The sequence below is a fragment of the Pseudomonas sp. AF32 genome (genome assembly GCF_022342325.2).
Classification (GTDB): domain Bacteria; phylum Pseudomonadota; class Gammaproteobacteria; order Pseudomonadales; family Pseudomonadaceae; genus Aquipseudomonas; species Aquipseudomonas uvaldensis.
In genome coordinates this window covers 1-25,056 of record NZ_RQJK02000001.1, presented here as the reverse complement: position 1 = coordinate 25,056, position 25,056 = coordinate 1, and the positions used below count along the sequence as shown (strand labels likewise).

The following is a 25,056-nucleotide window of genomic DNA, read 5'->3' as shown; positions in this document are numbered from 1 at the left end:
AAAAAGAACAAGCATCATGCGCGTTATGCAAAAACGCAACGTTTCTACCGTATTAAGAGCGCTGCTCGATCAGCACGGGATCTCCCCCACGGAGCTTCACCGTCGTACCGGCGTGCCTCAATCCACACTTTCGCGGATCCTCAGCGGCAAGATCGTCGATCCTTCGGATAAACACATCTCGAAGATCGCCGAATATTTTGCCGTGAGCACCGACCAGTTGCGCGGGCGCGCGGATGTTTCGCCCGCCGGCAACAGCCGCCGCGACGCGTCGCATTCCGAACTCAAGGACATTAGCCTGTGGGACGACGATACCCCCGTCGAAGAAGACGAGGTGTCGGTCCCTTTTCTGCGTGAGGTTGAATTGGCTGCTGGATCAGGAAGATTCGTCATCGAGGAGAGCGAGCGCTCGAGCCTGCGCTTCGGCAAGCGCAGCCTGCGGCATAACGGCGTGCAGTTCGACCAGGCCAAATGCGTGACTGTTCGTGGCAACAGCATGTTGCCGGTGCTGCGCGACGGCGCGACGGTCGGGGTGAACGCGGGCAAGTGCGGGATCGGCGACATTGTCGACGGCGACCTGTACGCCATCAATCACAACGGTCAGTTGCGGGTAAAGCAGCTTTACCGTCTGCCTACCGGTATTCGTCTGCGCAGCTTCAACCGCGATGAACATCCAGACGAAGACTACAGCTTCCAGGAGATGCAGGATGAGCAGATCGTCATCCTCGGTCACGTCTTCTGGTGGGGCATGTACGCCCGTTAACCCCGCCGCCATCCGATAAACCCGCCACCGTGCGGGTTTTTTTTCGCCCTGAAAATCCGCCGATCCCCCCGTATTCATTGAGCGTCGATGCGTTAGTGCATTTTCTGTGCATAAATAAATGCATTTCCGCATTGACTGTATATGCATCCATGCATATTCTGTGTCCAAGCCGCTCGACAAAGCGGCTGGCAACAACGCTCTTTAGTTCCACCAACAGGCAGCGATGAACCGGCCTTAACGGTTCAGAGGGTTGGCAACTGGCCCAGGTGTGCAGCGTAAAGCACCAGAAGCAGTTATCCGGCGGGCAGGGGCCGCGGTCGGAGGAACAATTTGAATGGATCCGTACCGCGCCAGTCGCGCCGAAAGATCAACTCTGCAGGCTCAGCCTGGGAGAGTGAAGGACCGCATTACTGAAAGGCCCGATACACACCGGGCTTTTTGGAATGCCTACCTGATGGGGCAGATCCAAGTGCCGGAGTGGCCGGCCATTAAACGAGGAAATATGGAAATGAGCCTGAAGAAATATGCACGCGTGGTAGATGGCAAAGTCGACAACATTTATGAAACCGTGAATCCAATCTCGGAGGAGTTTCCAACCAATCAACTTTGGATCGACATCACCAGCACTCTCAGCGGTCAGGTTGATTATGACTACAACGCAGTCAATACCGACGGTGTCTGGTCTTTTAACTCCGAGTTTCCCTGGTCGCAGACTGCGTTGGCCGAACAGATGCGAATTGAAAGAAACCGTCGGTACGACAATGTCTTGAGCCAAATTGCGTCTTCGGGATTGCAGTTCAAAGTCGATCTGGGCGTCGCCAGCGCCGCCGAACAGGCTTACCTAGTCGCTATCAAGGAGTACCTCGTCGCCTTTACCCAGGTCAACAAGCAACCCGGTTTCCCACACACCGTTGTCTGGCCCGTACTCCCTTAAGAGGAATGCATCTCGGAAGCCTGGGCAACCGGGCTTTTTGGAATGCCTGCGCCGAAAGGCAGATCAACGTTCCAAAAACTTATTTACCTAAAGGAAACAAGCCCATGAAAAAGTTGTTCAGTGTGCTGGTTGCAACAGTTCTGGCGAGCCAGATCCTTTATGCGTTCGCTGAAACATCGCCTATCGGTTCTTGGCAATTCGCTTCCTACCACGTTCCAGGCGGCGGTTTTTATGCCAACCAAACGATTTGCTTCAAGGCGGACAACACCTGGTATTCCACTTCGCAGGCAGGCTGGAACGGAGCGTGGTTCCAGAATGGAGATGATCTCCAATGGAATGGGAGTGTGCCCATGAAGGGGGCAGGGAGTGCCAACAATCTCGCCACCATCGCCATGGGGAAGGTAACTGCTGTTGGTTCGATGTCGGGCAGTTATGCGGAATGGGCTGCACCGAGCGCGCTCCCGCTGTCTTGGGACAGGCATTACACCTACACCATGACTTACAAAGGCGCGACCTGCGCTGCTCCAAAATAAAGCCAGTTCTGCTCAAGTAGAAACAAAGGCTTGAGCTGAACGCAGCTCGCCGTCGCCATGGAAGGGCATTTCTAATGCTGAAGGATTTCAGATGCGGTCAATGCAAACGACTTCTGGCCCGCATGGGCGAACACACCGAACTCCAGATCAAATGTTCCCGATGCGGGACGTTGAATCATGTGAAGGCCTTGAGTCTCGAGTTATCGCCTTTGAGCGACATGAATGCGCAATCTTCGCGCAAAAAACATTCGACTCTTCAGGTGAAAACATGAAAAAAATCAAAAGTCTTATTGGTCCGTTCGTCCTGTCTCTGGCGCTGTTGTCGGCGTGCGATTCTGCCTTCGCAGCCAACCTGGTCGTTAACGGCAGCTTTGAAACCCCTGGTTGTGGCAATGACTGCGTACTGAATACCCCTGCCCAAGCCGACTTTGTGACCGGCTGGACCACCTTTCTGTCGGGCGTGGAGTACATCAATGTCAGGGCTGCCATTGGCAGTTCGGTCGCCGCTGAGGGGGCAATGAGTGTCGACCTCGCCAACTACGCCTATCAAAACGGCGGGGGCATCCAGCAGAACATCAACACGGTGGTAGGCGCACGTTATCGCCTGACGTTCAGTGCCGGCAGTTCCAAGTACGTAAACCGCACGGGGACCGGCATCATCAACGTCAAAGTCGCAGGCCAGACGACCCGTTTCGACACCCCTGTCGCCACCAGTGATGCAACCGTATGGGAAACCAGAACCTACGATTTCACCGCGGTGAGCGATCAAACCACGTTGAGCTTCTGGAATGAGCAGAATCCGAATGCTCACTTCGCCTTTATCGACAACGTCATTGTCGAGCGGCTGTAAAACATCGTCCTTCCCGCCAGTACCCACCCCATCAACCATCCCCCAGGAGTCGTGAATGACAAACGAGCAACAAGCGTTGCTGGACATGCCGATCTGGCTGGTCATCCTGCTCGCCCTGGTGGGCGGGGTGTCCGGCGAGATGTGGCGTGCCGACAAGGAAGGAGCCCGTGGCTGGTCGCTGTTACGGCGTCTGGCCTTGCGCTCCGGTGCCTGCGTGATCTGCGGTGTCTCGGCAATCATGCTGCTGTATGCCCTCGGCATGTCGATCTGGAGCGCCTGCGCCCTGGGTTGCCTGACCGCCATGGCCGGTGCCGACGTGGCCATCGGTCTCTACGAGCGCTGGGTCGCCAAGCGGATCGGCGTGTGCGAAGTACCGCCACCGGATTCCCGTTCCGACCCACAGTGAGCCCGGTGCTGCCGATTCACAGAGAGAAGCCATCTCATGCTTGCTCTCATTCATTGAAAAAACTTCGCAGCCGTTCTCCGCCGTTGCAAAGAAGCATTCGTTGCACATCCCAATAATGCTGGAGCCCCCCATGAAGATCACCCCGATCCTCACGCAGTTGCGTGAGCAATGCCCCACGCTCGCCCGTCGCGTGGCCGCCGGCTTCGATCTCGCCACGTTGCTGGCCGACACGCCGCTGCAATCTCCCTGCGCCTACGTGCTGCCGAGTGCCGACAGCGCCGGCCGCAATACCGCGCAGAACGTCACGCTGCAAACCGTGCGTGATCGCTTCGACGTCGTGCTGGTGCTCGACGCCAGCGACCCGACAAAAGCGCTGGAACTGTTGCATGAGCTACGGGCCGAGTTGTGGCGCGCACTGGTGGGATTCAAGCCGGGCGGTGATTACGTCGGCATCGAGTACGACGGCAGCGAACCGGTTTCGGTCAATGGCAGCCGCGTGTTGTACCGGCTGCGCTTTTTCGCCGAGTTCCAGCTGGGCCGCAATCTGGCGAGCCAGCCTGCCGAAAGCTGGCACGAGCGTGAACTGGACGGCTTGTCGTCCTTTACCGGGGTCACCGTGCGGGTCGATGCCATCGATCCGGCGGACCCCAACCTGAAACATCCCGGCCCCGACGGGCGCCTGGAACTGACTTTCTCTGGAGGCGTAACCCCATGAGCAAACGCATCACCGTGCTGCCGGCCCCCGGCCGGGCTGTACCGGACCCGGAAGCGGGCGACTTGCTGCCCCTCGAAGGCCGTGAAGTGCCGGACAACGCCTGGTGGCGTCGACGTCTGGCCGATGGCGATATCACTACCAAAGCCGTGAAAACGGCAAAACCACAGGGAGCCAAATAATGGCGATCGGATTCAGCAACATTCCCGCGGACATTCGTGTTCCGCTGTTCTACGCCGAAATGGACAACTCGGCCGCCAATAGCGCGTCGTCGGCGATGCGCCGGCTGATCGTGGCCCAGGTCAACGACAACGTACCGCCGGCAGACGTCGGCAAACTGGTGCTGGTTTCCAGCGCTGCCCTGGCGAAAAGCATCGGTGGGCAGGGTTCGATGCTCGCCTCGATGTACGAAACCTGGCGCAAGACCGATCCCCTCGGCGAAATCTGGTGCCTGCCCCTGCACAACGTCGAAGGTGCCATCGCCAAGGGTGTGCTGACCCTCACCGGTACCGCCACCGAAAGCGGTGTGCTCAACCTGTATGTGGGCGGCGTGCGCGTCCAGGCAGCCATCGTCAACGGCGCCACCGCTGCCCAGGCTGCCACGGCACTGGCCCTGAAGGTTAACGCCGCAGCCGATCTGCCGGTGACTGCCGCGGCCGTCGATGGCGTCGTGACCCTCAGCGCCAAATGGACCGGCGACAGCGGCAACGACATCAGCCTGCAATTCAATCGCCTCGGCAAGAGCAACGGCGAAGACACGCCCGCGGGCCTGACCACGGCCGTCACCGCCATGACCGGCGGCGCCGGTGTGCCGGACCAGACCGCTGCCGTCGCGGCCCTGGGCGACGAGCCGTTCGAGTTCATTGCCATGCCCTGGTCCGACGTGTCGAGTCTGAACACCTGGCAAGCGGTCATGGATGACAGCACCGGTCGCTGGTCCTGGGCCAAGCAGTTGTTCGGCCATGTCTACAGTGCCAAGCGCGGTACTATCGGCACGCTGGTGGCTGCCGGTCAGGCACGCAATGACCAGCACATGACCATCCAGGCTCTGGAGCCGGGCGTACCGCAACCGTTCTGGGTTCAGGCCGCTGCACTGGCCGCGCGTACCGCGGTGTTCATCTCGGCCGACGCCAGCCGTCCGACTCAGAGCGGCAGCTTGCCAGGCCTGGATCCGGCCCCGGCCAGCGAACGCTTCACCCTGACCGAGCGTCAGTCGCTGCTCAACTACGGCATCGCCACGGCGTATTACGAAGGTGGCTACGTTCGCATCCAGCGCTCCATCACCACCTATCAGAAGAATGCCTTCGGCCAGGCCGACAACTCTTACCTGGACAGCGAAACCATGCACCAGTCGGCGTTCATCGTGCGCCGGCTGCAAAGCGTGATCACCAGCAAGTACGGCCGCCACAAACTGGCTTCCGACGGCACCCGTTTCGGCGCAGGCCAGCCCATCGTCACGCCGAGCACCATTCGCGGTGAGCTGATTGCCCAGTACGCCAAGCTCGAACTGGAAGGCCACGTGGAAAACGCCGAACTGTTCGCCGAGCACTTGATCGTCGAGCGCGACAGCCAGGACCCGAGCCGGGTCAACGTGCTGTTCCCGCCGGACTACATCAACGGCCTGCGCGTGTTCGCGCTGCTCAACCAGTTCCGCCTGCAATACGACGACGCCGCCTGAACATAGTGTTCGGACAGCTGAATTCAGCCCACTTCCTGTGGGCTTTTTATTTGAAGGGAGAAACACCATGGGTCAATTGATTGCGGGCACCTGCTACGTCAAAGTGGACGGCGCTCAACTGACCATCAACGGCGGCTGTGAAGCACCGCTGATGTTCACCAAACGCGAAACCGTCGTGCCGGGCTTCTACAAGGAAACCGACATCGCGCCGTCCTTCAAGGTGACGGCCTTGCACACTGCGGACTTCCCGCTCAAGCAGCTGGTGGCCGGCACCGACATGACCGTCACCTGTGAATTCAACAACGGCAAAGTCTACGTGCTGGCCGGCGCCTACCTGGTGGAAGAGTCGGTGTCCAAGGGCGACGACGCCACCATCGAGCTGAAATTCGAGGGCATCAAGGGGACTTGGCAATGAAGGATGTCGTGACGTTGCGCGTGGCCATCGAGGCCCACGGCGAGCCGTTGCACGAACTGATCCTGCGCCGCCCTACGGTGCAGGAGGTCCGCGCGATCAAGGCGCTGCCGTACAAGATCGACAAGAGCGAAGAAGTGAGCCTGGACATGGACGTCGCGGCCAAATACATCGCGGTCTGCGCCGGCATCCCGCCGTCGTCGGTCAACCAGTTGGACCTGGCTGACCTCAACGCGTTGAGCTGGGCTGTCGCGAGTTTTTTCATGAGTGCGGCGTCGCAGCCATCGGCGACCTGATCGCAGCCGCCTATGACCTGGCCTGGTTCTGGAAGGTTGACCCCCAGCAGATGATGGCCAGGCCACTGGATGTGCTCCGCGAATCCCTGGAGCACGCGCAACGGATCAATGCGATGCAGCAGGTGCAGTGATGGCAGACACACAAAAGGTAGAGAAAAGGGCGGTGCTGCTGACCGGCATCGATGAGCTGTCGCCCAAGCTCGCCGGCCTTCGGGCGAAAGTCCAACTGTTCAAGCAGAACCTCGATGCAACGGGCCTGGGCAGCCTGGATATTTCAGGCCTGCTCCCGGACGGTGGCCTCGCCAAGCCGTTCATGGAGGGGCTGCGCTCGGCAACGGCCCTCAAGAGCGAAGTCGCCGAGGTGAACGTGGCGACCGGCGCCCTCCAGGCACCCGAGGCCCCTCGCGTGGCGGCACAGAGCCTGGATGGATTGAAGACTTCCATCAGCAACGTGTCGGTACAGTTCGGTTCGGCGCTGGGGCCGGCGGTCAACGCGGTGGCGACCGGTTTGCAGCCGATGGTCAACGGCGTGGGCCAAGTGCTGCAGGACAACCCGCAACTGGTGCAGGGCCTGGCCACCGGCGCCGTGGCGTTCAGCGCGATGCAGACGGCAGTCAGTGGCGCGAGCCAGGCCCTGGAAGTGGTCAACCTGGCCTTGAAGATGAATCCCATCGGCCTGATCGCCATGGGTATCGCCCTGGCAGCCGGGATGATCATCGCCTACTGGGAGCCGATCTCGGCGTTTTTCGCCGGGCTGTGGCAAAGGGTTGCGCCCATCGTGCTGCCGATGGCCGAGTTCTTCAGGACGATGTTCGCCTTTACGCCCATGGGGCTGGTGATCAGCAACTGGGGACCGATCAGCGCGTTTTTCGGTGTGCTCTGGAATGTGCTCGTGGCGGCGACGACGCCAGTCATCGGGTTCATGCAGACCTTGTTCGCCTGGTCACCCCTGGGGTTGATCATCAGCAACTGGACGCCCCTGACCGGGTTGTTCTCGGCCATTTGGGATTTGCTCAAGGCATTGACAGTGCCGGTGATGGATGTGCTCCAGGGACTGTTCAACTGGACGCCGTTGGGCCTGATCATGGCCAACTGGGGCACCCTCGTCGAGGTCTTCGCCGGCATCGGCGAAGGCATTCGCAACCAGGTGTCGCTCATGCTGGCGGTGTTCAGCAGTTTGTTCGACTGGTCGCCCATCGAAGGGCTCGTCAAGCAGTGGGGCCCGGTGGGCGAGTGGTTCAGCCAGTGGTGGGACGAGCTGCAGGGTGTGATTGCGCCGATCAAGGCGTTTTTCAACGGTGGCTTCGGGGAAATCATCACCACCTTCACCGGCAAGGTGCAGGGGTTGGCCGAAGCGCAGCAAAAGACCAATGCCGAAGGCAAGGGTGAACTGGCGCCGGCATTCTTTGGTGGGGCCAGTGAACAGCCTTCGGGCCTGTCTTCCAGCCTCGCGCCACCGCCCGGCAATCCGGTGGCGAAAACCGCGCTGGCGCCGGGTGCGTTGCCTCAGACTTCCAGTGCCCTGGTACAGCAAAGCGCCGCCAACAATCGTACGCAACTCGAAGGCGGTCTGACCGTGCGCTTCGAAAACGCGCCGGCCGGTTTGCGCGCCGATCCGCCACAGACCAATCAACCGGGCCTGGCGGTGAGTTCGCGCATCGGCTATCGCTCACTTTCCACAGGAGGCTCCAATGAGCTGGCGTGATCGTTTGTTGCCGGCGTCGTTTCGTGGCGTCGGGTTCTGGGTCGACCAGGCGAAGACCCCGGTGGGTCACAAGGGCCAGTTGCATGAATATCCCCAGCGCGACCAGCCGTTTTTCGAAGGGCTGGGCCAGCAGGCCAGGATTCATGAACTGACTGCGTTCATCGTTGGCCCCGATTGCCTGGAGCAGCGCGACAAGCTGCTCAAGGCGCTGGAGCAGGGCAGCGGCGAACTGGTGCATCCGTGGTTGGGGCGCCTGCAAGTCAAGGTCGGCGAGTGCGACATGACCCAGACTCGCCAGGACGGCGGGCTGGTGACGTTCGCCTTGAAGTTCTACCCCGATCAGCCGCTGCAATTTCCTTCGGCTGCGATCAACAGCCAAAAGCTGCTGCTGGTGTCGGCCGACAGTCTGCTGGGCTCCGCGGTGCGGCGTTTCGAAGACGCCATGACGTTGATCAAGGCGGCGCGGATCGGCATCGCCGACCTGCGCAACAGCCTCAAAGAGGTGTACGGCATCATCGAGCAGGAGCTCAAGCCGTTGATCGAGACCTATCGGCAACTCAGCGATCTGGTCAAGGCGGTCAAGGAGTTGCCCAGGGAAGTGGCGGCCGAGTTCAAGGGACTGCTGGGAGATATTCGCGAGTTGAAGGACTTCGCCCGTGACGGCTATCGCGGCGTGATTGCCAGCGTGTCGCAACAGGTGGAAGCCATTCGCAAGACGGACGCGCCCAAGCTCACCACCGGCAAGGACACCACGGCGGCGGCCCAGGCCGTGGCCGATCTGGTCCAGGACACGCTGCTGGTGCAGGCCGCGCAATGGATTGCGGCGATGCCCGTGGCGGTGCCGGTGGTCAAGCTGGGGGCCACGCCATCGGTGGCGCAGCAGGCCGTGCAGCCGATCCAGCGCCGGGACGTGCCGGTGGCCGACGATGTACTGGCCCTGCGCGATGCCCTCAACGATGCCATTTGGCAGGCCTCCCTCAAGGCCGATCCGGAACACTACCAGGCCTTGAATAACCTGCGTCAGCAAATGGCTGCGCACCTGACGGCAGTGGCTTCTTCGGGTGTCAGGCTGATCAACCTGTCGTTCAAGCAGAGCCTGCCGGCGCTGGTGGTGGCGTATCAGCAATTCGCCGATGCCACCCGGGTCACCGAAGTGACCCAGCGCAACGGCGTCGCCCACCCTGGTTTCCTGCCACCCAATGACCTGAAAGTCTCGGGAGAGTAAGCCATGAGCGAGCTCGACAATGTTGTCACGCTCACCGTCGGCGGGCTGGATTACGGTGGCTGGAAAAGCGTGGAAATCAGTGCGGACCTGGAGCGTCAGTTCCGCACATTCAAACTCGACATCACCTGGCAATGGCCTGGACAGACCCAGGCAGTACCGATCCGCCCCGGTGACGAATGCCAGGTGCGCATCGGTTCCGACCTGGTGCTCAGTGGCTACGTGTTCAAGGCACCGATCAGCTATGACGGACGCCAGATCAGCCTGAGCATCGAAGGCGGTTCCAAGACCCAGGACCTGGTGGACTGCGCGGCAATCAACCGACCGACCCAATGGCGCGGCCAGACGGTACTGAGCATCGTCCAGGCCCTGGCGTCGCAATATGGCGTCGGGGTAGTCAGCGAGATCCCGGAAACCGCTCGGTTGAGCCAGCACAGCATCGTGCCCGGGGAAACGGTCTTCCAGTCCATTGACCGGCTGCTGACCTTGTTCCGGGTGTTTTCCACCGACGACGCCGAAGGGCGGGTATTGCTGGCAAAGCCGGGAAGCGGCGGACGCGCCAGCGACGTGCTGGAACTGGGCAAGAATATTCTCTCGGCCAGCGCACCGATGGATTACAGCCAGGTGTTCTCCGAATACCGCGTCATCGGCCAGCACAAGGGTAGCGACCAGCAGAGCGGGGCAGCGGTGAGTGAAGTCTCCGGCACCGCCACCGACCTGAGTTTCAAGCGCAAGCGGGTGACGGTGATCAGCGAGAGCGCCCAATTGACCTTCGAACTGGCCCAGCAACGGGCCGACTGGGAAAGCGCCATCCGCACCGGCCGTGCCCTGACCACCACCTACCGCGTGCAGGGCTGGCGCCAGGCCAATGGCGACTTGTGGCGGCACAACACCCTGGTGCGGGTGATCGACCCGGTGCTGGGTTTCGATGGCGACAGGCTGATTTCCAAAGTGACGTATTCACTGTCCGCCCAAGGCTCCGTGACCACCCTGCAGGTCGCCCCACCCCATACCTTCGACGCGAACCCGATCAAGCCCAAATCCTGAGCTGGCGCCGAACCTTTGTGGGAGCGGGCTTGCTCGCGAAGACGGCGTATCAGTCACCCCTGCGTCCGCTGACCCACCGCCATCGCGAGCAAGCCCGCTCCCACAGTGTCCCGTGGTGGCTGACATATTTTTGCGATTCCGAAGGAACCCCAATGAGCCTACTGACCCGCCTCCTGGCGCGCGGCACTGTCGTGCTCGCCAACTCGGCCTCCAAGCTTCAATCGCTGCAAATGCGCCTTACCGCCGGCGAAGTGAACGACGACATGGAACACTTCGAACCCTACGGCTTCACCAGCAACCCCCTCGCCGGTGCCGAGGGTATCGCCACGTTCCTGGGCGGTGATCGTTCCCATGCCGTGGTCCTGGTGGTCGCCGACCGCCGCTTTCGCCTCAAGGCCCTGGCCCCCGGCGAGGTGGCGATCTACACCGACGAAGGCGACAGGATTCACTTCAAGCGCGGCCACGTCATCGACATCGATACCGCGACTTTGAATATCCACGCCAGCAGCGCGGTGAACATCGACAGTCCCGTGATCAATCACACCGGCAAGATCGTTTCCCAGGGCGACCAGATCGCAGGTGGCGTCAGCCAGATCAAGCACGTGCATGTCGGCGTACAGGCCGGCAGCGGCCAGACCGGCGCGCCGGCGGGAGGCCAATGATGTTCATCAGCCAGAACCTGCATGCCGCGCTGACCCGTTCGGTGCTGATCAGCCTGTTCACCTGGCGTCGCGCCGCTGACGACGACGCCATCGATGACGAAGAGCGTTTCGGCTGGTGGGGCGACACCTTTCCTACCGTCGCCGACGACCGCATTGGCTCGCGGCTGTGGTTGTTGCGACGGGTCAAGCTGACCCGCCAGACCCAGCTCGACGCCGAATTCTATGCCCGGGAAGCCTTGCAATGGCTGATCGACGACGGCCACTGCAGCGCCATCGACATCATCAGCGAACGCCTCGACGGCCAGCGCCTGAGCCTGCGTACGGTCCTGACCCTGGCCGACGGCGAGCGCCTGGACATCAACCCCGATAACAGTTGGCAGGTGACCTATGCCGTTTGAAACCCCTTCGCTGCCGGTGCTGATCAAGCGCGCCCAAAGCGACCTGGCCAGTGATTCGCTGCGCCAGTCCGATGCCCAGGTGCTGGCCCGCACCCTCGGCGGCGCAGCCTATGGCCTGTATGGTTATCTGGACTGGATCGCCGAGCAGATCCTGCCGGACAAGGCCGACGAGTCCACCCTGGAACGCATCGCTGCCCTGCGCCTGAACCAGGCGCGCAAAGCGGCCCAGGTGGCCAGCGGCAGCGTCAGCTTCACGGCCACTGCCGGTGCGGTGCTGGACGTCGACACGCTGCTGCAAGCCAACGACGGCCGCACCTACAAAGTGACGACGGCCCGCACCACCGGCAATGGCCTGAACACCGCCACTGTCGCCGCACTGGACGCTGGCAGCCTGGGTAATGCCGAGGCCGGCCTGGTCCTGACACCGGTGCAACCGATCCTGGGCGTCGGCAGCAGTTTCACCGTGTTGGCGCCAGGATTGACCGGTGGCGTCGCCCGGGAAAGCCTCGAGTCCCTGCGGGCGAGGGTGATCCGCTCCTACCGCATCATTCCGCACGGCGGCTCGGCGCAAGACTATGAAACCTGGGCCCTGGAATGCCCCGGCATTACCCGCGCCTGGTGCCGCGGCAGCTACCTGGGGCCCGGCACGGTTGGCTTGTTCGTGATGCGCGACGACGATCCGCAACCGATTCCCACCGCCGATCAACTGGAGGAAGTCCGGGCCTATATCGAACCGCTGCGCCCGGTGACCGCCGAGGTGCATGTGTTGGCGCCGACCCAGGTGCCGGTGACCTACAAACTGCGTATCACTCCGGACACCAGCGCGGTTCGTGCGGCAATCGAAGCTCAACTGCGCGACCTGCATAACCGCGAAGCCGGTCTCGGCGAGACGCTGTTGCTCACCCACATCGCCGAAGCCATCAGCAGCGCCAACGGCGAAACCGACCACAAGCTGACCGCGCCCAGCGCCGACGTGACCGCTGCCAGCAATCAACTGCTGACCTTCGGGGGTTGCGTATGGCTGGAATAAGAACCGCCGAACAGTACCAGGCCCAATTGCGCAGCCTGCTCCCCAGCGGCCCCGCATGGGACCCGGAGCGGGTGCCGGAGCTGGAGCAGGTGTTGGAAGGCATCGCCCAGGAACTGGCGCGTCTCGATGCCCGCGCCGCTGACTTGCTGCACGAAATGGATCCGGCGGGTGTGAGCGAACTGGTGCCGGATTGGGAACGGGTGATGAACCTGCCCGACCCCTGCCTGGGTGCCACGCCGCTGTTTGACGATCGCCGCCTGGCGGTACGCCGACGCTTGTTGGCGGTGGGCAGCCAAGCGATTGCGTACTACGTGGAAATCGCCAGGAGCCAGGGCTACCCCAACGCCACCATCACCGAACACAAAGCCCCCCGCATGGGCCGCGCCCGTTTTGGCAAAGACCACTTCGGCACCTGGCAGGCGCAATTCATGTGGACCCTCAACACCGGTGGACGGTTGCTGCTCGGGCGACGTTTCGGCGCGAGTTATTGGGGCGAGCGGTTTGGCGTGAATCCAGGGTCGGCGCTGGAGTGCCTGATTCATCGTAGTGCGCCGGCGCATACGAAGGTTCACATTAACTATGACTAGGAGGTAAACCAATGGATTATCCAAAAAGTGTTCCCAGCGTTGGGTTGGTGAACGGCAAGTTTGTCGATGAGAATCCGGTGACCGGTACACCGGGGTCGTTGATACCGGCTGTATGGGGTAACGCCGTTACGCAAGAGTTACTGGGTGTCATCACCGGGGCCGGAATGGTTCCTGACGAAGCTGACCTGGGGCAATTGCTTTTGGCGGTACGTAAGATCAATCAGTCAGGGTTGGTCGATTACGCAGTGGATACTGGTACGACGGTCAACGCTTACATCGCTACTTATAAACCTGCTCCTCTTTCGCTGGTTGATGGATTGGTACTGCGTTTTAAGGCAGCGCGGGCCAACACCGGCGCAAGTACCTTCGCTCCGAACGGACTGGCGGCCAAGCCAATTCTTGGTATGGATCACAACGCCATTCAGAGCGGTGAAATTACCAATGGCGGGGATGTCTGGGTCCAATGGAACAGTTCAGTTGGAGGTGGTGCGTGGGTAATGATCGCCAGTACGGGGGTGATCAAGGAAACCGGCAGCGACGTGGGAGATATCAAAGCCGTAGCGACAATTGAGCCGCCTAACGGCTGGCTCAAGTGCAATGGCAGTCTTGTATCTCGTACACAGTACGCGGCGTTGTTTGCGGCGATAGGCACGCGTTTTGGTGCGGGTGATGGTAGTACAACTTTTGCGTTGCCAGATTTACGAGGCGAGTTCATCCGTGGTTGGGATGATGGACGAGGGATTGATGCAGGTCGGGCGCTGGGGACGGCGCAGGTCGGGCAGAATGCCTCCCATACTCATACCGCAACGGCTGCTAATGCTGGGGGGCATGTCCATACTGTCTCTGCTACGGCAGCATCGGGCGGAGCCCACACACACACGCTCAGCGCAACGGCTGCAGCTGATGGGGCGCATGCGCATACAGTCAGTGGCACTGCTGCAAGTGCTGGCGAACATTCCCATACTGCTCCGCGAGCACAAAACAATGATGTGGGTGGCGGGAGCCCTAATTTTACAACCGCGAATTTACAAAGTGGCGTGACAGCCCCGACTAACCCAAGTGGAGTACACACCCACGCTGTTAGTGGTACCGCGGCGTCAGCCGGAGCACATACCCATAGCGTTTCCGGTACGGCCGCATCAGCAGGCGATCACACCCATACTATTTCCGGAACTGCGGCATCTGCTGGGGATCACGCCCACGTAATAACGGTAGCTGTTTCCGGAGGCAATGAGGTTCGTCCAAGGAACTTGGCATTGTTATATGTGATTAAGTATTAGCTATCGAAAGAGACGCTCCTTGTCATGAGGAGCGTTTGTTCGATGTTTCAGTTATAGAATGAAATTGCTTAAAAATTCACTCGAAAAACGGTCATGTAAAAATTTTTTATAACGGACTTTATATGCTTCTTCCAGTTTCTCTTCCAGAATTCATCGTCATTGCATGCGACGCTTTCTATATCACTAGACGTAAGGTGAGCAGGTTGCTGTCCAAATAGCATAGGAAATACACAGTGTTGCTTGATTTTTTTTCTTACTACTCGGTCAATGGGCTCTGAGTTATATTCAAGCTTTGAGAATTCTTCGCAACCGTGCTTGCTCAATACGTAAGCGTGTAGTGCAGTAACTCTGCCGCGGGCAATGGATAGGTTCCAGGTGAGCCATATTTTTCCCATGGTATAGCCTAGATGTAGTATGGAAAAATTTTTTGATGTGATGAAATGGTTTATGTGATTAATTGTGCTTTGGCAAAAAGCATATTGAAGCGCATCATCTTCCAGTATCAGCACCCTAGAATATTTTCTTTGTAACGCAATATTTGCGCACTTCAAGTGTGATTCAAAGCAGCCTCTGACTGGATCCTCCCTATCTGCGTCTACTAGCACAAATTCGATGTCCAAGCCTGTGTTGTTCATGGTCCTGAGCAACAAGTCTCTGCGGTCCTGTCGTTCCTTAAGGCTTATGCAGAGAACTCCATCTACGGACAGTTTGCTGAGATCCCTGATTTTCATCGAATCGTTCCGGTTGGCGTGAGGAGCTGAATATAGCGATGGTTCCGACAATGTCTAGAGCCAATTCCATCCTTTCCTCATCATCCTTCAATCACGTTCAAGAGAAACGCCATGCCCATCACTTCGGCGCAACTGCTGCGTATCCTTCCGAACGTTGGTACCAAAGCCAGCGTTTTTGTACCTTTCCTGAATACAGCCATGGACCGCTATCTGATAATTGGTCCGAAGCGTATTGCGGCATTTATTGCCCAAATCGGTCATGAGTCAGGTCAACTGCGCTACTTACGGGAGCTCGGTAACGACGCCTACCTGAAGAAATACGATACCGGTTATCTGGCGTTGCGCTTGGGGAATACTCCCGAGCCGGATGGTGATGGTCTGAGATATCGAGGTCGGGGACTGATTCAGATAACCGGTCGGGCGAATTATCAGGCCTGTGGTCAGGCGCTGGGCTTGGACCTAATCGACAAGCCCGAGTTATTGGAGCAGCCACAATGGGCTGCTCATTCGGCGGCGTGGTTCTGGAGCACTTTAAAGCTTAATGACCTGGCTGATCTTGGACGCTTCGATGCCATAACCCAGAGGATCAATGGCGGTCAGAATGGCGCAAAGGATCGGCGGGCTTTATATGCACGGGCGCTGGAAACACTGCAAGGAGTCCAACCATGCTGAGGGTGGTGCCGGCGGCCAAGTTTATGCTGACACTGTTGATTGTTGGTTCAGCATGGAAAATCCAGGACTGGCGCTACGGCAAAGTATTGGCGGAGCAAGCAAGGTTGCAGGCTGAAACTTTGAGTCAGCTGACAATGGTTGCCATGGCGCAACAAAAGGCCGAGGAGGAAAAACGCCTCGCCCTTGAACAACGACTCTCCACCAGCGAACAAACCCATTACCGAGCCTTGAGCGATGCCCAACGTGACCAGGATCGCTTGCGCGATCGCCTTGCTACTGCCGATGTGCGGCTGTCAGTCCTCCTCGACGCCGATGATGCCGCCGGTTGCGCGGTGCCCGCCGCCACCGGCCCCGGCGGCGTGGATCATGGCGCCCCACGCGCCCGACTTGACCCGGCGCATGCTCAACGAATTATCGCCATCACCGACGAAGGCGACCGCGGATTGATCGCGCTGCAGGCTTGCCAGGCTTACGTCAGGGCGTTGGGTCAGTAATCCGGCGAACCTTGCAACGTTTGAACGCTCGTGTACGGTAGGCCCCATTGCGTCGAATCAGGAGAGCCCCATGGACGAAATTACCGAACTGGCCGCTGAGCTGGGCAGGCGCTTGCAATTGCTCAATGCCCATGTCACCACGGCCGAATCCTGCACCGGGGGTGGGATTGCCGAGGCGATCACCCGTATTCCGGGGAGTTCGGCCTGGTTCGAGGCGGGTTACGTCACGTATTCCAATCGTCAGAAGACCCAGCAGTTGAACGTGCCGGCCGATCTGTTCGGGACGGTGGGAGCGGTCAGTCGCGAGGTGGTCGAGGCCATGGCGCAGGGCGCCCGGCAAAAAAGCCTGGCGCGGTTTGCCGTGGCGGTCAGCGGCGTGGCCGGGCCGGACGGTGGTTCGCCGAACAAGCCGGTGGGCACCGTGTGGCTCGCGTGGGGCGTCGGCGACGCGGTCTTCAGCGAGCAGCGATTCTTTCCGGGTAACCGCGACGAGGTCCGCCGACAAACGGTGAAGGCCGCGCTAGAGGGGTTGCTGCAACATGCCGCCGTAGAAATCTCAAATCAGGGGTAGGCGATCCCGAATCGCTGTGGAATAATACTGGCTACTTATACAGGTGTTGGCCGTCAGGCCTTATTGATTACGTGAGGACTTTAATGGACGACAACAAGAAGAAAGCCTTGGCTGCGGCCTTGGGTCAGATCGAACGTCAATTCGGCAAGGGTGCCGTAATGCGTATGGGCGATCAGGACCGTCAGGCTATTCCTTCCATCTCCACCGGCTCCCTGGGCCTGGACATTGCGCTGGGCATCGGCGGCTTGCCGAAAGGTCGTATCGTCGAGATCTACGGTCCTGAATCCTCCGGTAAAACCACACTGACCCTGTCCGTGATCGCCCAGGCCCAGAAAGCCGGTGCGACCTGCGCCTTCGTCGACGCCGAACATGCCCTGGACCCGGAATACGCCGGCAAGCTGGGCGTCAATGTCGACGATCTGCTGGTCTCCCAACCGGACACCGGTGAGCAGGCCCTGGAAATCACCGACATGCTGGTGCGTTCCAACGCGGTCGACGTGATCATCGTCGACTCCGTGGCGGCACTGGTGCCAAAAGCTGAAATCGAAGGTGAAATGGGCGACATGCACGTGGGCCTCCAGGCTCGCCTGATGTCCCAGGCCCTGCGCAAGATCACCGGTAACATCAAGAATGCCAACTGCCTGGTGATCTTCATCAACCAGATCCGCATGAAGATCGGCGTGATGTTCGGCAGCCCGGAAACCACTACCGGTGGTAACGCGCTTAAGTTCTACGCCTCGGTGCGCCTGGACATCCGTCGTACCGGCGCGGTGAAGGAAGGTGATGAGGTGGTGGGTAGCGAAACCCGCGTCAAGGTTGTGAAGAACAAGGTCGCTTCTCCATTCCGTCAGGCTGAGTTCCAGATTCTTTACGGCAAGGGCATCTACCTCAATGGTGAGATGATCGACCTGGGTGTGTTGCACGGTTTCGTCGAAAAATCCGGCGCCTGGTATGCCTACAACGGTACCAAGATCGGTCAGGGTAAAGCCAACTCGGCCAAGTTCCTGGCGGATAACCCGGAAGTGGCGGCAGCCCTCGAGAAGCAACTGCGCGACAAGCTGCTGAGCCCGGTGGCGGACGTCAAGGCGCTGTCCAGCCGTGAGACCGCTGACGACCTGGCTGACGCTGATATCTGATCGATCCGATGACCGCCGTACTCGATACCCTCGTCGCGGTGCGGCGAACTGCGATGGACCTGCTCGCCAGACGCGAGCATGGTCGAGTCGAGCTGACGCGTAAACTGCGTCAGCGCGGTGCTCCCGATGAGTTGATCGAAACAGCCTTGGACCGCTTGACGGAAGAGGGGCTGCTCTCGGAAACCCGTTATCTCGAAAGCTTTGTCGCTTATCGTGCCCGCTCAGGCTACGGTCCGCTAAGGATTCGTGAAGAGCTGGGGCAACGTGGTTTGCAGCGCTCGGACATCGAACGGGCTTTGCGCGAAAGCGGTATCGATTGGCAGGATCTGTTAACGGATACCTGGCGTCGCAAGTTCTTAGGGCATTTGCCCATTGATGCACGAGAACGGGCCAGGCAAGGGCGTTTCCTGGCGTATAGAGGTTACTCCATGGAGATGATCAACCGCTTGTTCAGCGGTCGCGGCCTGGACGATTAATAAAAAAACGGCCCGCTATTTCGATAGCGGGCCGTTTTTTTATGGGCTCAGGTGACTTTGATCGTCTCCCAGGTATGGAGGCGGGCCTTGGAGTGGGGCTGCACCCAGTTTTCCGGCAGGTTGATGTAATCCACCAGTGCCCTTAAGCGGCCATGATCACGGGCGTTGAAGTTGAAGGCCAGCCGCGTCAAGTGACTGAACCGCGCCTCGTCGGATTCTTCGCCGTTGTAGGTCAGTTGGTGAAAACGATCATTCAGGCACAAGTCGGCAAATTCCACCTGCATCTGCTCCATGGCTTGCTCGTTGAGCTTGTGGTTCATTCGGATAATGAATTGATGCTTGAGCCAGCGGCTGGAGTGGAAGTTGCGGTAGAACTGGTTGATTTCTTCCACGGCGTCTTCGGCGCTGAATACCAGTCGCATCAGTTTCATGTCGGTGGGCAGGATGTAGCGGTTTTCCTCCAATTGTTCGCGAATGAAGTCCAGGGCGCCTTGCCAGAATTTCCCCCCTGGAACGTCCAGCAAGACCACCGGCACCAGCGGGCTCTTGCCTGTCTGTACCAGTGTCAGGACTTCTAGCGCTTCATCGAGGGTGCCGAAACCGCCTGGGCAGAGTACCAGCGCGTCGGCTTCCTTGACGAAGAACAGTTTGCGGGTGAAGAAAAAATGGAACGGCAGCAGGTTCGGCGTGCCTTCGACGGTCGGGTTGGCATGTTGTTCGAAGGGCAGGGTGATGTTGAATCCGAGACTGTGCTCTCGACCCGCGCCTTCATGGGCGGCAGCCATGATGCCTCCGCCGGCACCGGTGATGACCATCATGTCCGAGCGGGCCAGCGCTGCACCCAGCTCCCGGGCCAGGCCGTACAGGGGGTGTTCGATAGGCGTTCGGGCCGAGCCGAAGACCGTCACCTTGCGGCGGCCCTTGAATTGTTCGAGTGTGCGGAATGCATGTTCCAGCTCCCGCAGCGCCTGTAGGGTGATCTTGGCATTCCAGCGGTTGTGGTCTTCCTGGGCCATGCGCAGCACGGTCAGGATCATGTCGCGGTAGATGGGAAGGTTGGGACTGTCGGGTGATACCAGGTTGAGTTGCTCTTCGACCTTGTGGGTAAGGTCGTGGCCATGGTTCTCAAAATGACGACTGAGCAGGTCATTCGGTTTGTAAGGCATTAAGCTTCTCCTTCTTACAGAACCCCGGTCCGGACGAGTTTCGTCAGGGCCACGACACGTCGTGTGTCGTTGTCGTCCAGGCGGTGCCCGGGCGTTCGATTTGGCTCGATGCGGTCTGCTGCAAGGCGATCGAGCCATCCATCGGGTTCTGTCTTTCCCTTGGATTAAAAAACAATCTCACGGCAAGGTTCTGGGGGCAGCCTCGTTCTGCCCAAAGCAAAGCGATACTCATCAATTTAGTTGACCTTCACGTCCAGATCATGGCGCCCAAAAGTGACCGTTGGCAACCGCTGGATGCATACACTGGAAATACCGTGCCGCTCGTCTGATTGACGGTCGGGTGCGTGCCGCTCTGATTTACTGATAACAGGCGTGCCAATGCTATTCGATGCCCATGGCCGGGCCTCTCGATGGATTGAAGCGGATGGGGCATGGAGGCGGGAGAAAATGACCAGGGTGACTCTGGAACTCGACAGGCAGTTGTATCTGGCGCTGTTGGAAGCGGCCCAGGCCAATCAAGTCAGTCTTGAGGAAGAATGTTGCCGCCGGCTGGAGGGCCGGACGTGGCGCTCGCGTTATCTGCAGGCGCTGGTGGCGGAACTGCGCGCCGATGATGAGCAACGGCGCGCACGCACGGGGTGATTACTTCTTGGTCTTGGCCGGTTTCGGGCAATCCGATTCCTGGAAGCGTTCGGTCGCGACCGGGCGGTTGGTTTTAACTTCCGTGAACTCGTAACGCATGGTCGCGCCCTGGGCCATCAGCTTGCGGAAGCCCGGGTTGGTGCACACCCTGGCGCCCAGCTGGAAATACACGGCCTTGGGATCGGCGCGCATTTGTTGGGCATGGCTGCTTTGCACACTGAGATGGTTGATCAATTCGGTGCCTTCGACCGTATAGCCCTGGTCGAGAATGTCTTCATTGATCGCCCGTGGCGTGCCGACGCTGCTTTCCCTGGCCACGTTCTGCAGCATCTTGTTCAGTTCGAGTTCTTTCAGCGAGGCAGCCTGAGCGCTGAAGGACGTCGCCAGCAGAACGGCAACGGTGGGGACGATAAGGCGCAGCATGAAACTCTCCTGGTTCAGTGACAGGTGGTTCGACCGGTCACGTGACTGTGCGTTCAGTGGCGGCGAATTATAGGGGAGCAAGGGTGGACGGTACAGGCTTGCGCGCTCTGGTAAACTGCCGGCCTTCATTGCCCTGCCGAGTGTCGTTCGTGTCGAGTTTTCCTGCCTGTCGGCGTTTTCCATGACGAATCATACCCCCAACGCCGTAGCCCGCCTGCGCGACCAGCGCATCGATGAGGGCATCAAGCCGCTTCAGGCCCGGGGCTGGCGCGCTCCCCGTTGCAGTGCCTGCCGGGTGATCGAAAGCCATTGCCTTTGTGCCTGGCGCCCGAGTGTCGAGGCCCGCTCCGGGGTTTGCCTGATCATGACCAACAAGGAAGTGTTCAAACCGAGCAATACCGGCTGGCTGATAGCCGATGTGGTTCGCGACAATCATGCGTTCATCTGGTCGCGCACCGAAGCCGACCCGCAGTTGCTGGCCTTGCTCAACGACCCGCAGTGGCAACCTTACCTGGTATTTCCCGGCGAATACGTCGAGCCGTCGAGGGTCACCCACACGGTCGATCTCGATCACTCCAGGCGTCCGCTGTTCATTCTTTTGGATGCGACCTGGACGGAGGCGCGGAAGATTTTCCGCAAAAGTCCCTATTTCGACCGTTTGCCGATCCTGAGCCTGCTGCCCGACAGGCTGTCGCGCTACCGCTTGCGCCGTTCCACCCGCAGCGAGCACTTGTGCACCGCCGAAGTGGCGGCGCTGTGCCTGGAGCTGGCGGGGGACCGTGACGCCGCCTCGGCCCTGGACGCCTATTTCGATGTGTTCAGCCAGCACTACCTGGGTGCCAAAGGGCAGCAGGAAGTGAATGTATCGACCCCGGCTCACGCTGAGCTGATGCCCTTTATCCGTGTGGCCCAACCAGTATTGGCCCAATAGTGGCCCATACTGAAGGCAGCGTGGCCATGCTGCTTGACCACCCCGGTTTCGCTGGGCATGCTTGGCGCCGACCGGGGCACGGCCGAGGGTAAGACGCTGTGATGGCGACGCGTTGGCGTTGAACGTGCTCCCTTTGGGCACCGCCGCATGACGGTGTCTTGAGTGGCTCTGGCAGGGCGCGATTGCATCGGGTCTGCCATAAAAAACAGGATCATTTGAACAATGGCCACATACGAAATCCTGATTGCCGATGACCATCCGCTCTTTCGTAGCGCGTTGCATCAGGCGGTGACCCTGGGCCTGGGCCCGGATGTCCGGCTGACGGAGGTGGCCAGTATCGCGGAGCTGGAGAGCCGGTTGACCGAAAAGGCCGACTGGGATCTGGTGCTGCTGGACCTGAACATGCCCGGCGCCTATGGCTTTTCCGGGCTGGTGCTGTTGCGCGGTCAATACCCACAGATTCCTGTCGTGATGGTTTCGGCCCAGGAAGAAGCCTCGGTAATGGTCAAGGCCCGGGAGTTCGGCGCCAGTGGGTTTATCCCCAAATCCAGTTCACTTGAAGCGATTCAGAAGGCTGTGAAGGCGGTTCTGGATGGCGACGCCGCCTGGCCGCCCCAGGCGTTCGAGGCGGTGAGCGTGTCCGAGGAAGCCAAGGCCGCCAGTGAAGGCCTGGCCAGCCTTACACCGCAGCAGTTTCGCGTGCTGACCATGGTCTGCGAAGGGCTATTGAACAAGCAGATCGCTTATGAATTGAATGTGTCCGAGGCCACTATCAAGGCCCATGTGACGGCGATCTTCCGTAAACTGAATGTGCGCACCCGGACCCAGGCGGCTTTGTTGTTGCAACAACTTGAGTCAATTTCGCCGCAGCCATAGCGTGTCCATTCACGCTTTTTTGACCAGGCCTGGATTAGCTTTTCCACTTCTTTCAATCAGTTGCCTACTCTATGTCACCTTTCAAAGGCCAAACCGGCCTGAAACGCATCCTTAACGCCTCCGGCTATTCCCTGGACGGTCTGCGCGCGGCTTTCGTCGGCGAAGCGGCGTTCCGTCAATTGGTCCTGCTCAATGTCGTCCTGATTCCCCTGTCGTTCTTCCTGAACGTCAGCCGTGTCGAGCAGGCGCTGTTGATTGCGGTCTGTCTGTTGGCCTTGATCGTGGAATTGCTCAATTCAGCGGTGGAAGCAGCCATCGACCGCATTTCCCTGGAATTGCACCCGTTGTCCAAGAACGCCAAGGACATGGGCAGTGCTGCCCAGCTTGTCGCCCTGACGATGATTGCGCTGGTGTGGGGGCTGGTGCTGCTTTAAATACTCAGGCAATGGCCGGCAGTACGATTTCGTCGCTACGCTGCGCACCGGCCGTAAAGGCCCGGCACAGCTCGAGGAATTCGCGCATGGCCGAGGTCTGGTATTTCTGTTTGTGCCAGATGAAATAGAACTGTCGCGCCAGGTCCATATCCGGCGTCTCCACCGGCACCAGGCTGCCGCGCCGGAAGGCATCGCGCAAGGCCAGGCGTGAGATGCAGCCAATGCCCAGGCCGGACTCCACGGCGCGCTTGATGGCTTCGGTGTGTTCCAGCTCCAGACGGATGTTCAGCGCGCTGCGATGATGACGCATGGCCTGGTCGAAGGTCAGTCGGGTGCCGGAGCCCTGTTCGCGCAAAATCCAGGCTTCATGGGTCAATTCATCCATGGTCGCCTGGCCGCGCTTGGCCAGCGGATGTTGCGGCGCGCAGAACACCACCAGTTCGTCTTCCACCCAACTCTGCACTTCGATATCCGGGTGACTGCAATCGCCCTCGATTAGACCCAGATCAATTTCATAGTGGGCAACCTGATGCACGATATTGGCTGTGTTCTGCACATGCAGCTTCACCTGGCTTTCCGGGTGGCGCTGCATGAAACCGCCGATCAACAGGGTCGCCAGGTAATTGCCGATGGTCAGCGTGGCGCCGACCGCCAGCGAGCCGAAGCCTGACTTGCCGTTGAGCAGGTCCTCGATCTCCTTGGCCTGGTCCAGCAGCGCCACCGCTTGGGGCAGTAGCTGTTTGCCCAGGGCGTTGAGGCTCAGGCGTTTACCGGCTCGGTCGAATAATTGGCAACTGGATTGACGCTCCAGTTCGGTGATGGAAGTGCTGGCGGCCGATTGCGACAGATTGAGCAGGTCCGCAGCACGGGAAACGCTTTCCTGCTGAGCGACGGCGACGAAGACCTGAAGTTGACGTAGAGTAAATCGCATATCGATATAACCGATAACCCTTATCTTAATAATCCATTTAACAGATATTGTCGCCGCTATTAGAATGCGATGCAATTGCGCTCCTTCCCGGCGCAGGCATCATTTCCAGGAGTCCCCCGTACATGAGCAACATGAACCACGAGCGTGTCCTCAGTGTTCATCACTGGAACGACACTCTGTTCAGCTTCAAGTGCACCCGCGATCCGGGCCTGCGCTTCGAGAACGGTCAGTTCGTGATGATCGGCCTGCAGCAGCCCAACGGCCGCCCGCTTATGCGCGCTTACTCGATTGCCAGCCCGAACTGGGAAGAGCATCTCGAGTTCTTCAGCATCAAAGTACCTGACGGTCCGCTGACTTCCCAACTGCAGCACTTGAAGGAAGGCGACGAGATCATCATCAGCAAGAAACCCACCGGCACCCTGGTGCTGGACGATCTCAAGCCGGGCAAGCACCTGTACCTGCTCAGCACCGGTACCGGCCTGGCGCCGTTCATGAGCGTCATCCAGGACCCGGAAACCTACGAGCGTTTCGAAAAAGTGATCCTGTGCCACGGCGTACGCTACGTCAACGAAGTCGCTTACCGCGAATTCATCACCGAGCATTTGCCGCAGAACGAGTTCTTCGGTGAAGCCCTGCGTGAAAAGCTGATCTACTACCCGACCGTGACCCGCGAGCCGTTCGAAAACGAAGGCCGCCTGACCGACCTGATGCGCAGCGGCAAACTGTTCCGCGACATCGGCCTGCCACCGATCAATCCGCAGGACGACCGCGCCATGCTGTGCGGCAGCCCGAGCATGCTGGAAGAAACCAGCGAAGTGCTCAACAGCTTCGGCCTGACCGTTTCGCCACGTATGCGTGAGCCGGGTGATTACCTGATCGAGCGGGCGTTTGTAGAGAAATAAGCTGGAGTATTTGCGGCGCCTGACAGGCCGCTATCGCGAGCAGGGCTCGCTTGTATGGTAGGACTTGAAGGGAGGAGGAGGGACAAGGCTCGATTCTGACTGTTAGCCGCAGTACAGACTGTGGGAGATTTCGCCCCTCCTCCTTTCACCCAAGCGCCG

The 25,056-nt window shown here is 59.7% G+C and carries 32 protein-coding genes; 29 read left to right on the top strand and 3 right to left on the bottom strand.

Annotation, left to right across the window (positions count from 1 at the left end; genetic code table 11):
* Positions 1-25 precede the first annotated feature (25 nt).
* The 24 genes from EGM97_RS00160 (at position 26) to recX (ending at position 18,592) form a co-directional block, all read left to right on the top strand.
* Positions 26-760, top strand: a complete 735-nt coding sequence (locus EGM97_RS00160) for a LexA family transcriptional regulator (protein ID WP_238961625.1) — start codon at positions 26-28, stop codon at positions 758-760.
* A 334-nt stretch (positions 761-1,094) separates the two neighbouring features.
* Positions 1,095-1,694 carry a tail fiber assembly protein gene (locus EGM97_RS00155; RefSeq protein WP_238961335.1) on the top strand — a complete coding sequence of 200 codons (600 nt, stop codon included), beginning with the start codon at positions 1,095-1,097 and terminating at the stop codon, positions 1,692-1,694.
* Between the two features lie 104 nt (positions 1,695-1,798).
* Entirely contained in the window at positions 1,799-2,227 is a 429-nt protein-coding gene (locus EGM97_RS00150) for a hypothetical protein (RefSeq protein ID WP_238961334.1), read from the top strand.
* Between the two features lie 74 nt (positions 2,228-2,301).
* A complete protein-coding gene (locus EGM97_RS00145; protein WP_238961333.1) occupies positions 2,302-2,499 on the top strand; it encodes a Com family DNA-binding transcriptional regulator in 198 nt (65 codons plus the stop codon).
* Positions 2,496-3,077, top strand: coding sequence for a DUF642 domain-containing protein (locus tag EGM97_RS00140; protein ID WP_238961332.1), 582 nt, complete (start codon positions 2,496-2,498; stop codon positions 3,075-3,077). Before EGM97_RS00145 ends, EGM97_RS00140 begins: the two co-directional genes overlap by 4 nt.
* A gap of 55 nt (positions 3,078-3,132) precedes the next feature.
* Entirely contained in the window at positions 3,133-3,483 is a 351-nt protein-coding gene (locus EGM97_RS00135) for a phage holin family protein (protein WP_053152799.1), read from the top strand.
* A gap of 115 nt (positions 3,484-3,598) precedes the next feature.
* Positions 3,599-4,198 (top strand): phage tail terminator protein, encoded by a 600-nt coding sequence (locus tag EGM97_RS00130; protein ID WP_477788772.1) that lies wholly within the window; start codon positions 3,599-3,601, stop codon positions 4,196-4,198.
* Positions 4,195-4,377, top strand: coding sequence for a DUF2635 domain-containing protein (locus EGM97_RS00125; RefSeq protein ID WP_053152846.1), 183 nt, complete (start codon positions 4,195-4,197; stop codon positions 4,375-4,377). The genes EGM97_RS00130 and EGM97_RS00125 overlap by 4 nt, the downstream gene beginning before the upstream one ends.
* Positions 4,377-5,873 (top strand): phage tail sheath subtilisin-like domain-containing protein, encoded by a 1,497-nt coding sequence (locus EGM97_RS00120; RefSeq protein WP_238961330.1) that lies wholly within the window; start codon positions 4,377-4,379, stop codon positions 5,871-5,873. Before EGM97_RS00125 ends, EGM97_RS00120 begins: the two co-directional genes overlap by 1 nt.
* Positions 5,874-5,940: 67 nt before the next feature.
* A complete protein-coding gene (locus EGM97_RS00115; RefSeq protein ID WP_238961329.1) occupies positions 5,941-6,288 on the top strand; it encodes a phage tail tube protein in 348 nt (115 codons plus the stop codon).
* Positions 6,285-6,581: a phage tail assembly protein gene (locus EGM97_RS00110; RefSeq protein ID WP_238961328.1), complete on the top strand. Its 297-nt coding sequence runs from the start codon at positions 6,285-6,287 to the stop codon at positions 6,579-6,581. The genes EGM97_RS00115 and EGM97_RS00110 overlap by 4 nt, the downstream gene beginning before the upstream one ends.
* 130 nt (positions 6,582-6,711) lie before the next feature.
* On the top strand, positions 6,712-8,286 hold the full coding sequence (locus EGM97_RS00105; RefSeq protein WP_238961327.1) for a phage tail tape measure protein: 1,575 nt from the start codon (positions 6,712-6,714) through the stop codon (positions 8,284-8,286).
* Complete coding sequence (locus tag EGM97_RS00100) at positions 8,273-9,511, top strand: DNA circularization protein (protein ID WP_238961326.1); 1,239 nt, start codon at positions 8,273-8,275, stop codon at positions 9,509-9,511. The genes EGM97_RS00105 and EGM97_RS00100 overlap by 14 nt, the downstream gene beginning before the upstream one ends.
* Before the next feature lie 3 nt (positions 9,512-9,514).
* Positions 9,515-10,555, top strand: a complete 1,041-nt coding sequence (locus tag EGM97_RS00095) for a phage baseplate assembly protein (RefSeq protein ID WP_238961325.1) — start codon at positions 9,515-9,517, stop codon at positions 10,553-10,555.
* Between the two features lie 152 nt (positions 10,556-10,707).
* Complete coding sequence (locus EGM97_RS00090) at positions 10,708-11,217, top strand: phage baseplate assembly protein V (protein ID WP_238961324.1); 510 nt, start codon at positions 10,708-10,710, stop codon at positions 11,215-11,217.
* A complete protein-coding gene (locus tag EGM97_RS00085) occupies positions 11,217-11,615 on the top strand; it encodes a phage GP46 family protein (RefSeq protein ID WP_238961323.1) in 399 nt (132 codons plus the stop codon). Before EGM97_RS00090 ends, EGM97_RS00085 begins: the two co-directional genes overlap by 1 nt.
* Positions 11,605-12,645, top strand: coding sequence for a baseplate J/gp47 family protein (locus tag EGM97_RS00080; RefSeq protein ID WP_238961322.1), 1,041 nt, complete (start codon positions 11,605-11,607; stop codon positions 12,643-12,645). Before EGM97_RS00085 ends, EGM97_RS00080 begins: the two co-directional genes overlap by 11 nt.
* Entirely contained in the window at positions 12,633-13,232 is a 600-nt protein-coding gene (locus EGM97_RS00075; protein WP_238961321.1) for a YmfQ family protein, read from the top strand. The genes EGM97_RS00080 and EGM97_RS00075 overlap by 13 nt, the downstream gene beginning before the upstream one ends.
* Positions 13,233-13,243: 11 nt before the next feature.
* On the top strand, positions 13,244-14,512 hold the full coding sequence (locus EGM97_RS00070) for a phage tail protein (RefSeq protein WP_238961320.1): 1,269 nt from the start codon (positions 13,244-13,246) through the stop codon (positions 14,510-14,512).
* A gap of 842 nt (positions 14,513-15,354) precedes the next feature.
* Positions 15,355-15,915 (top strand): glycoside hydrolase family 19 protein, encoded by a 561-nt coding sequence (locus tag EGM97_RS00065; protein ID WP_238961318.1) that lies wholly within the window; start codon positions 15,355-15,357, stop codon positions 15,913-15,915.
* Positions 15,909-16,409, top strand: coding sequence for a lysis system i-spanin subunit Rz (locus tag EGM97_RS00060; protein ID WP_238961315.1), 501 nt, complete (start codon positions 15,909-15,911; stop codon positions 16,407-16,409). Before EGM97_RS00065 ends, EGM97_RS00060 begins: the two co-directional genes overlap by 7 nt.
* A 70-nt stretch (positions 16,410-16,479) precedes the next feature.
* Positions 16,480-16,980 (top strand): CinA family protein, encoded by a 501-nt coding sequence (locus EGM97_RS00055; RefSeq protein WP_238961313.1) that lies wholly within the window; start codon positions 16,480-16,482, stop codon positions 16,978-16,980.
* An 83-nt stretch (positions 16,981-17,063) separates the two neighbouring features.
* Positions 17,064-18,116 (top strand): recombinase RecA, encoded by a 1,053-nt coding sequence (gene recA, locus EGM97_RS00050; RefSeq protein WP_053152907.1) that lies wholly within the window; start codon positions 17,064-17,066, stop codon positions 18,114-18,116.
* Between the two features lie 8 nt (positions 18,117-18,124).
* Positions 18,125-18,592 carry a recombination regulator RecX gene (recX, locus tag EGM97_RS00045; RefSeq protein WP_238961312.1) on the top strand — a complete coding sequence of 156 codons (468 nt, stop codon included), beginning with the start codon at positions 18,125-18,127 and terminating at the stop codon, positions 18,590-18,592.
* Positions 18,593-18,639: 47 nt separating this feature from the next.
* On the opposite strand, the gene EGM97_RS00040 is transcribed toward recX, so the two are convergent.
* Positions 18,640-19,758 (bottom strand): LOG family protein, encoded by a 1,119-nt coding sequence (locus EGM97_RS00040; protein WP_238961311.1) that lies wholly within the window; start codon positions 19,756-19,758, stop codon positions 18,640-18,642.
* Positions 19,759-20,205: 447 nt separating this feature from the next.
* Between EGM97_RS00040 and EGM97_RS00035 the strand changes: the two genes are divergently transcribed.
* Entirely contained in the window at positions 20,206-20,400 is a 195-nt protein-coding gene (locus EGM97_RS00035) for a hypothetical protein (RefSeq protein WP_053152917.1), read from the top strand.
* Here EGM97_RS00035 and EGM97_RS00030 read toward each other — a convergent pair whose 3' ends face one another.
* Complete coding sequence (locus EGM97_RS00030) at positions 20,401-20,823, bottom strand: quorum-sensing-regulated virulence factor family protein (RefSeq protein ID WP_238961310.1); 423 nt, start codon at positions 20,821-20,823, stop codon at positions 20,401-20,403. It abuts the gene before it with no gap.
* Positions 20,824-21,004: 181 nt separating this feature from the next.
* Here EGM97_RS00030 and EGM97_RS00025 point away from each other — a divergent pair, with 181 nt between their 5' ends.
* From EGM97_RS00025 to EGM97_RS00015, 3 genes are all read left to right on the top strand, one after another.
* Complete coding sequence (locus EGM97_RS00025) at positions 21,005-21,754, top strand: tRNA-uridine aminocarboxypropyltransferase (RefSeq protein WP_238961309.1); 750 nt, start codon at positions 21,005-21,007, stop codon at positions 21,752-21,754.
* Between the two features lie 222 nt (positions 21,755-21,976).
* A complete protein-coding gene (gene erdR, locus EGM97_RS00020; RefSeq protein ID WP_053152923.1) occupies positions 21,977-22,630 on the top strand; it encodes a response regulator transcription factor ErdR in 654 nt (217 codons plus the stop codon).
* Positions 22,631-22,701: 71 nt separating this feature from the next.
* Positions 22,702-23,064, top strand: coding sequence for a diacylglycerol kinase (locus tag EGM97_RS00015; RefSeq protein ID WP_053152926.1), 363 nt, complete (start codon positions 22,702-22,704; stop codon positions 23,062-23,064).
* 4 nt (positions 23,065-23,068) lie between these two features.
* Here EGM97_RS00015 and EGM97_RS00010 read toward each other — a convergent pair whose 3' ends face one another.
* The gene (locus EGM97_RS00010) at positions 23,069-23,995 is read right to left on the bottom strand and encodes a LysR family transcriptional regulator (RefSeq protein ID WP_053152929.1); all 927 of its coding nucleotides are present in this window, start codon (positions 23,993-23,995) and stop codon (positions 23,069-23,071) included.
* Between the two features lie 122 nt (positions 23,996-24,117).
* On the opposite strand from EGM97_RS00010, the gene fpr reads away from it, so the two are divergent.
* Positions 24,118-24,897 (top strand): ferredoxin-NADP reductase, encoded by a 780-nt coding sequence (gene fpr, locus EGM97_RS00005; RefSeq protein WP_016966062.1) that lies wholly within the window; start codon positions 24,118-24,120, stop codon positions 24,895-24,897.
* Positions 24,898-25,056: the final 159 nt, after the last annotated feature.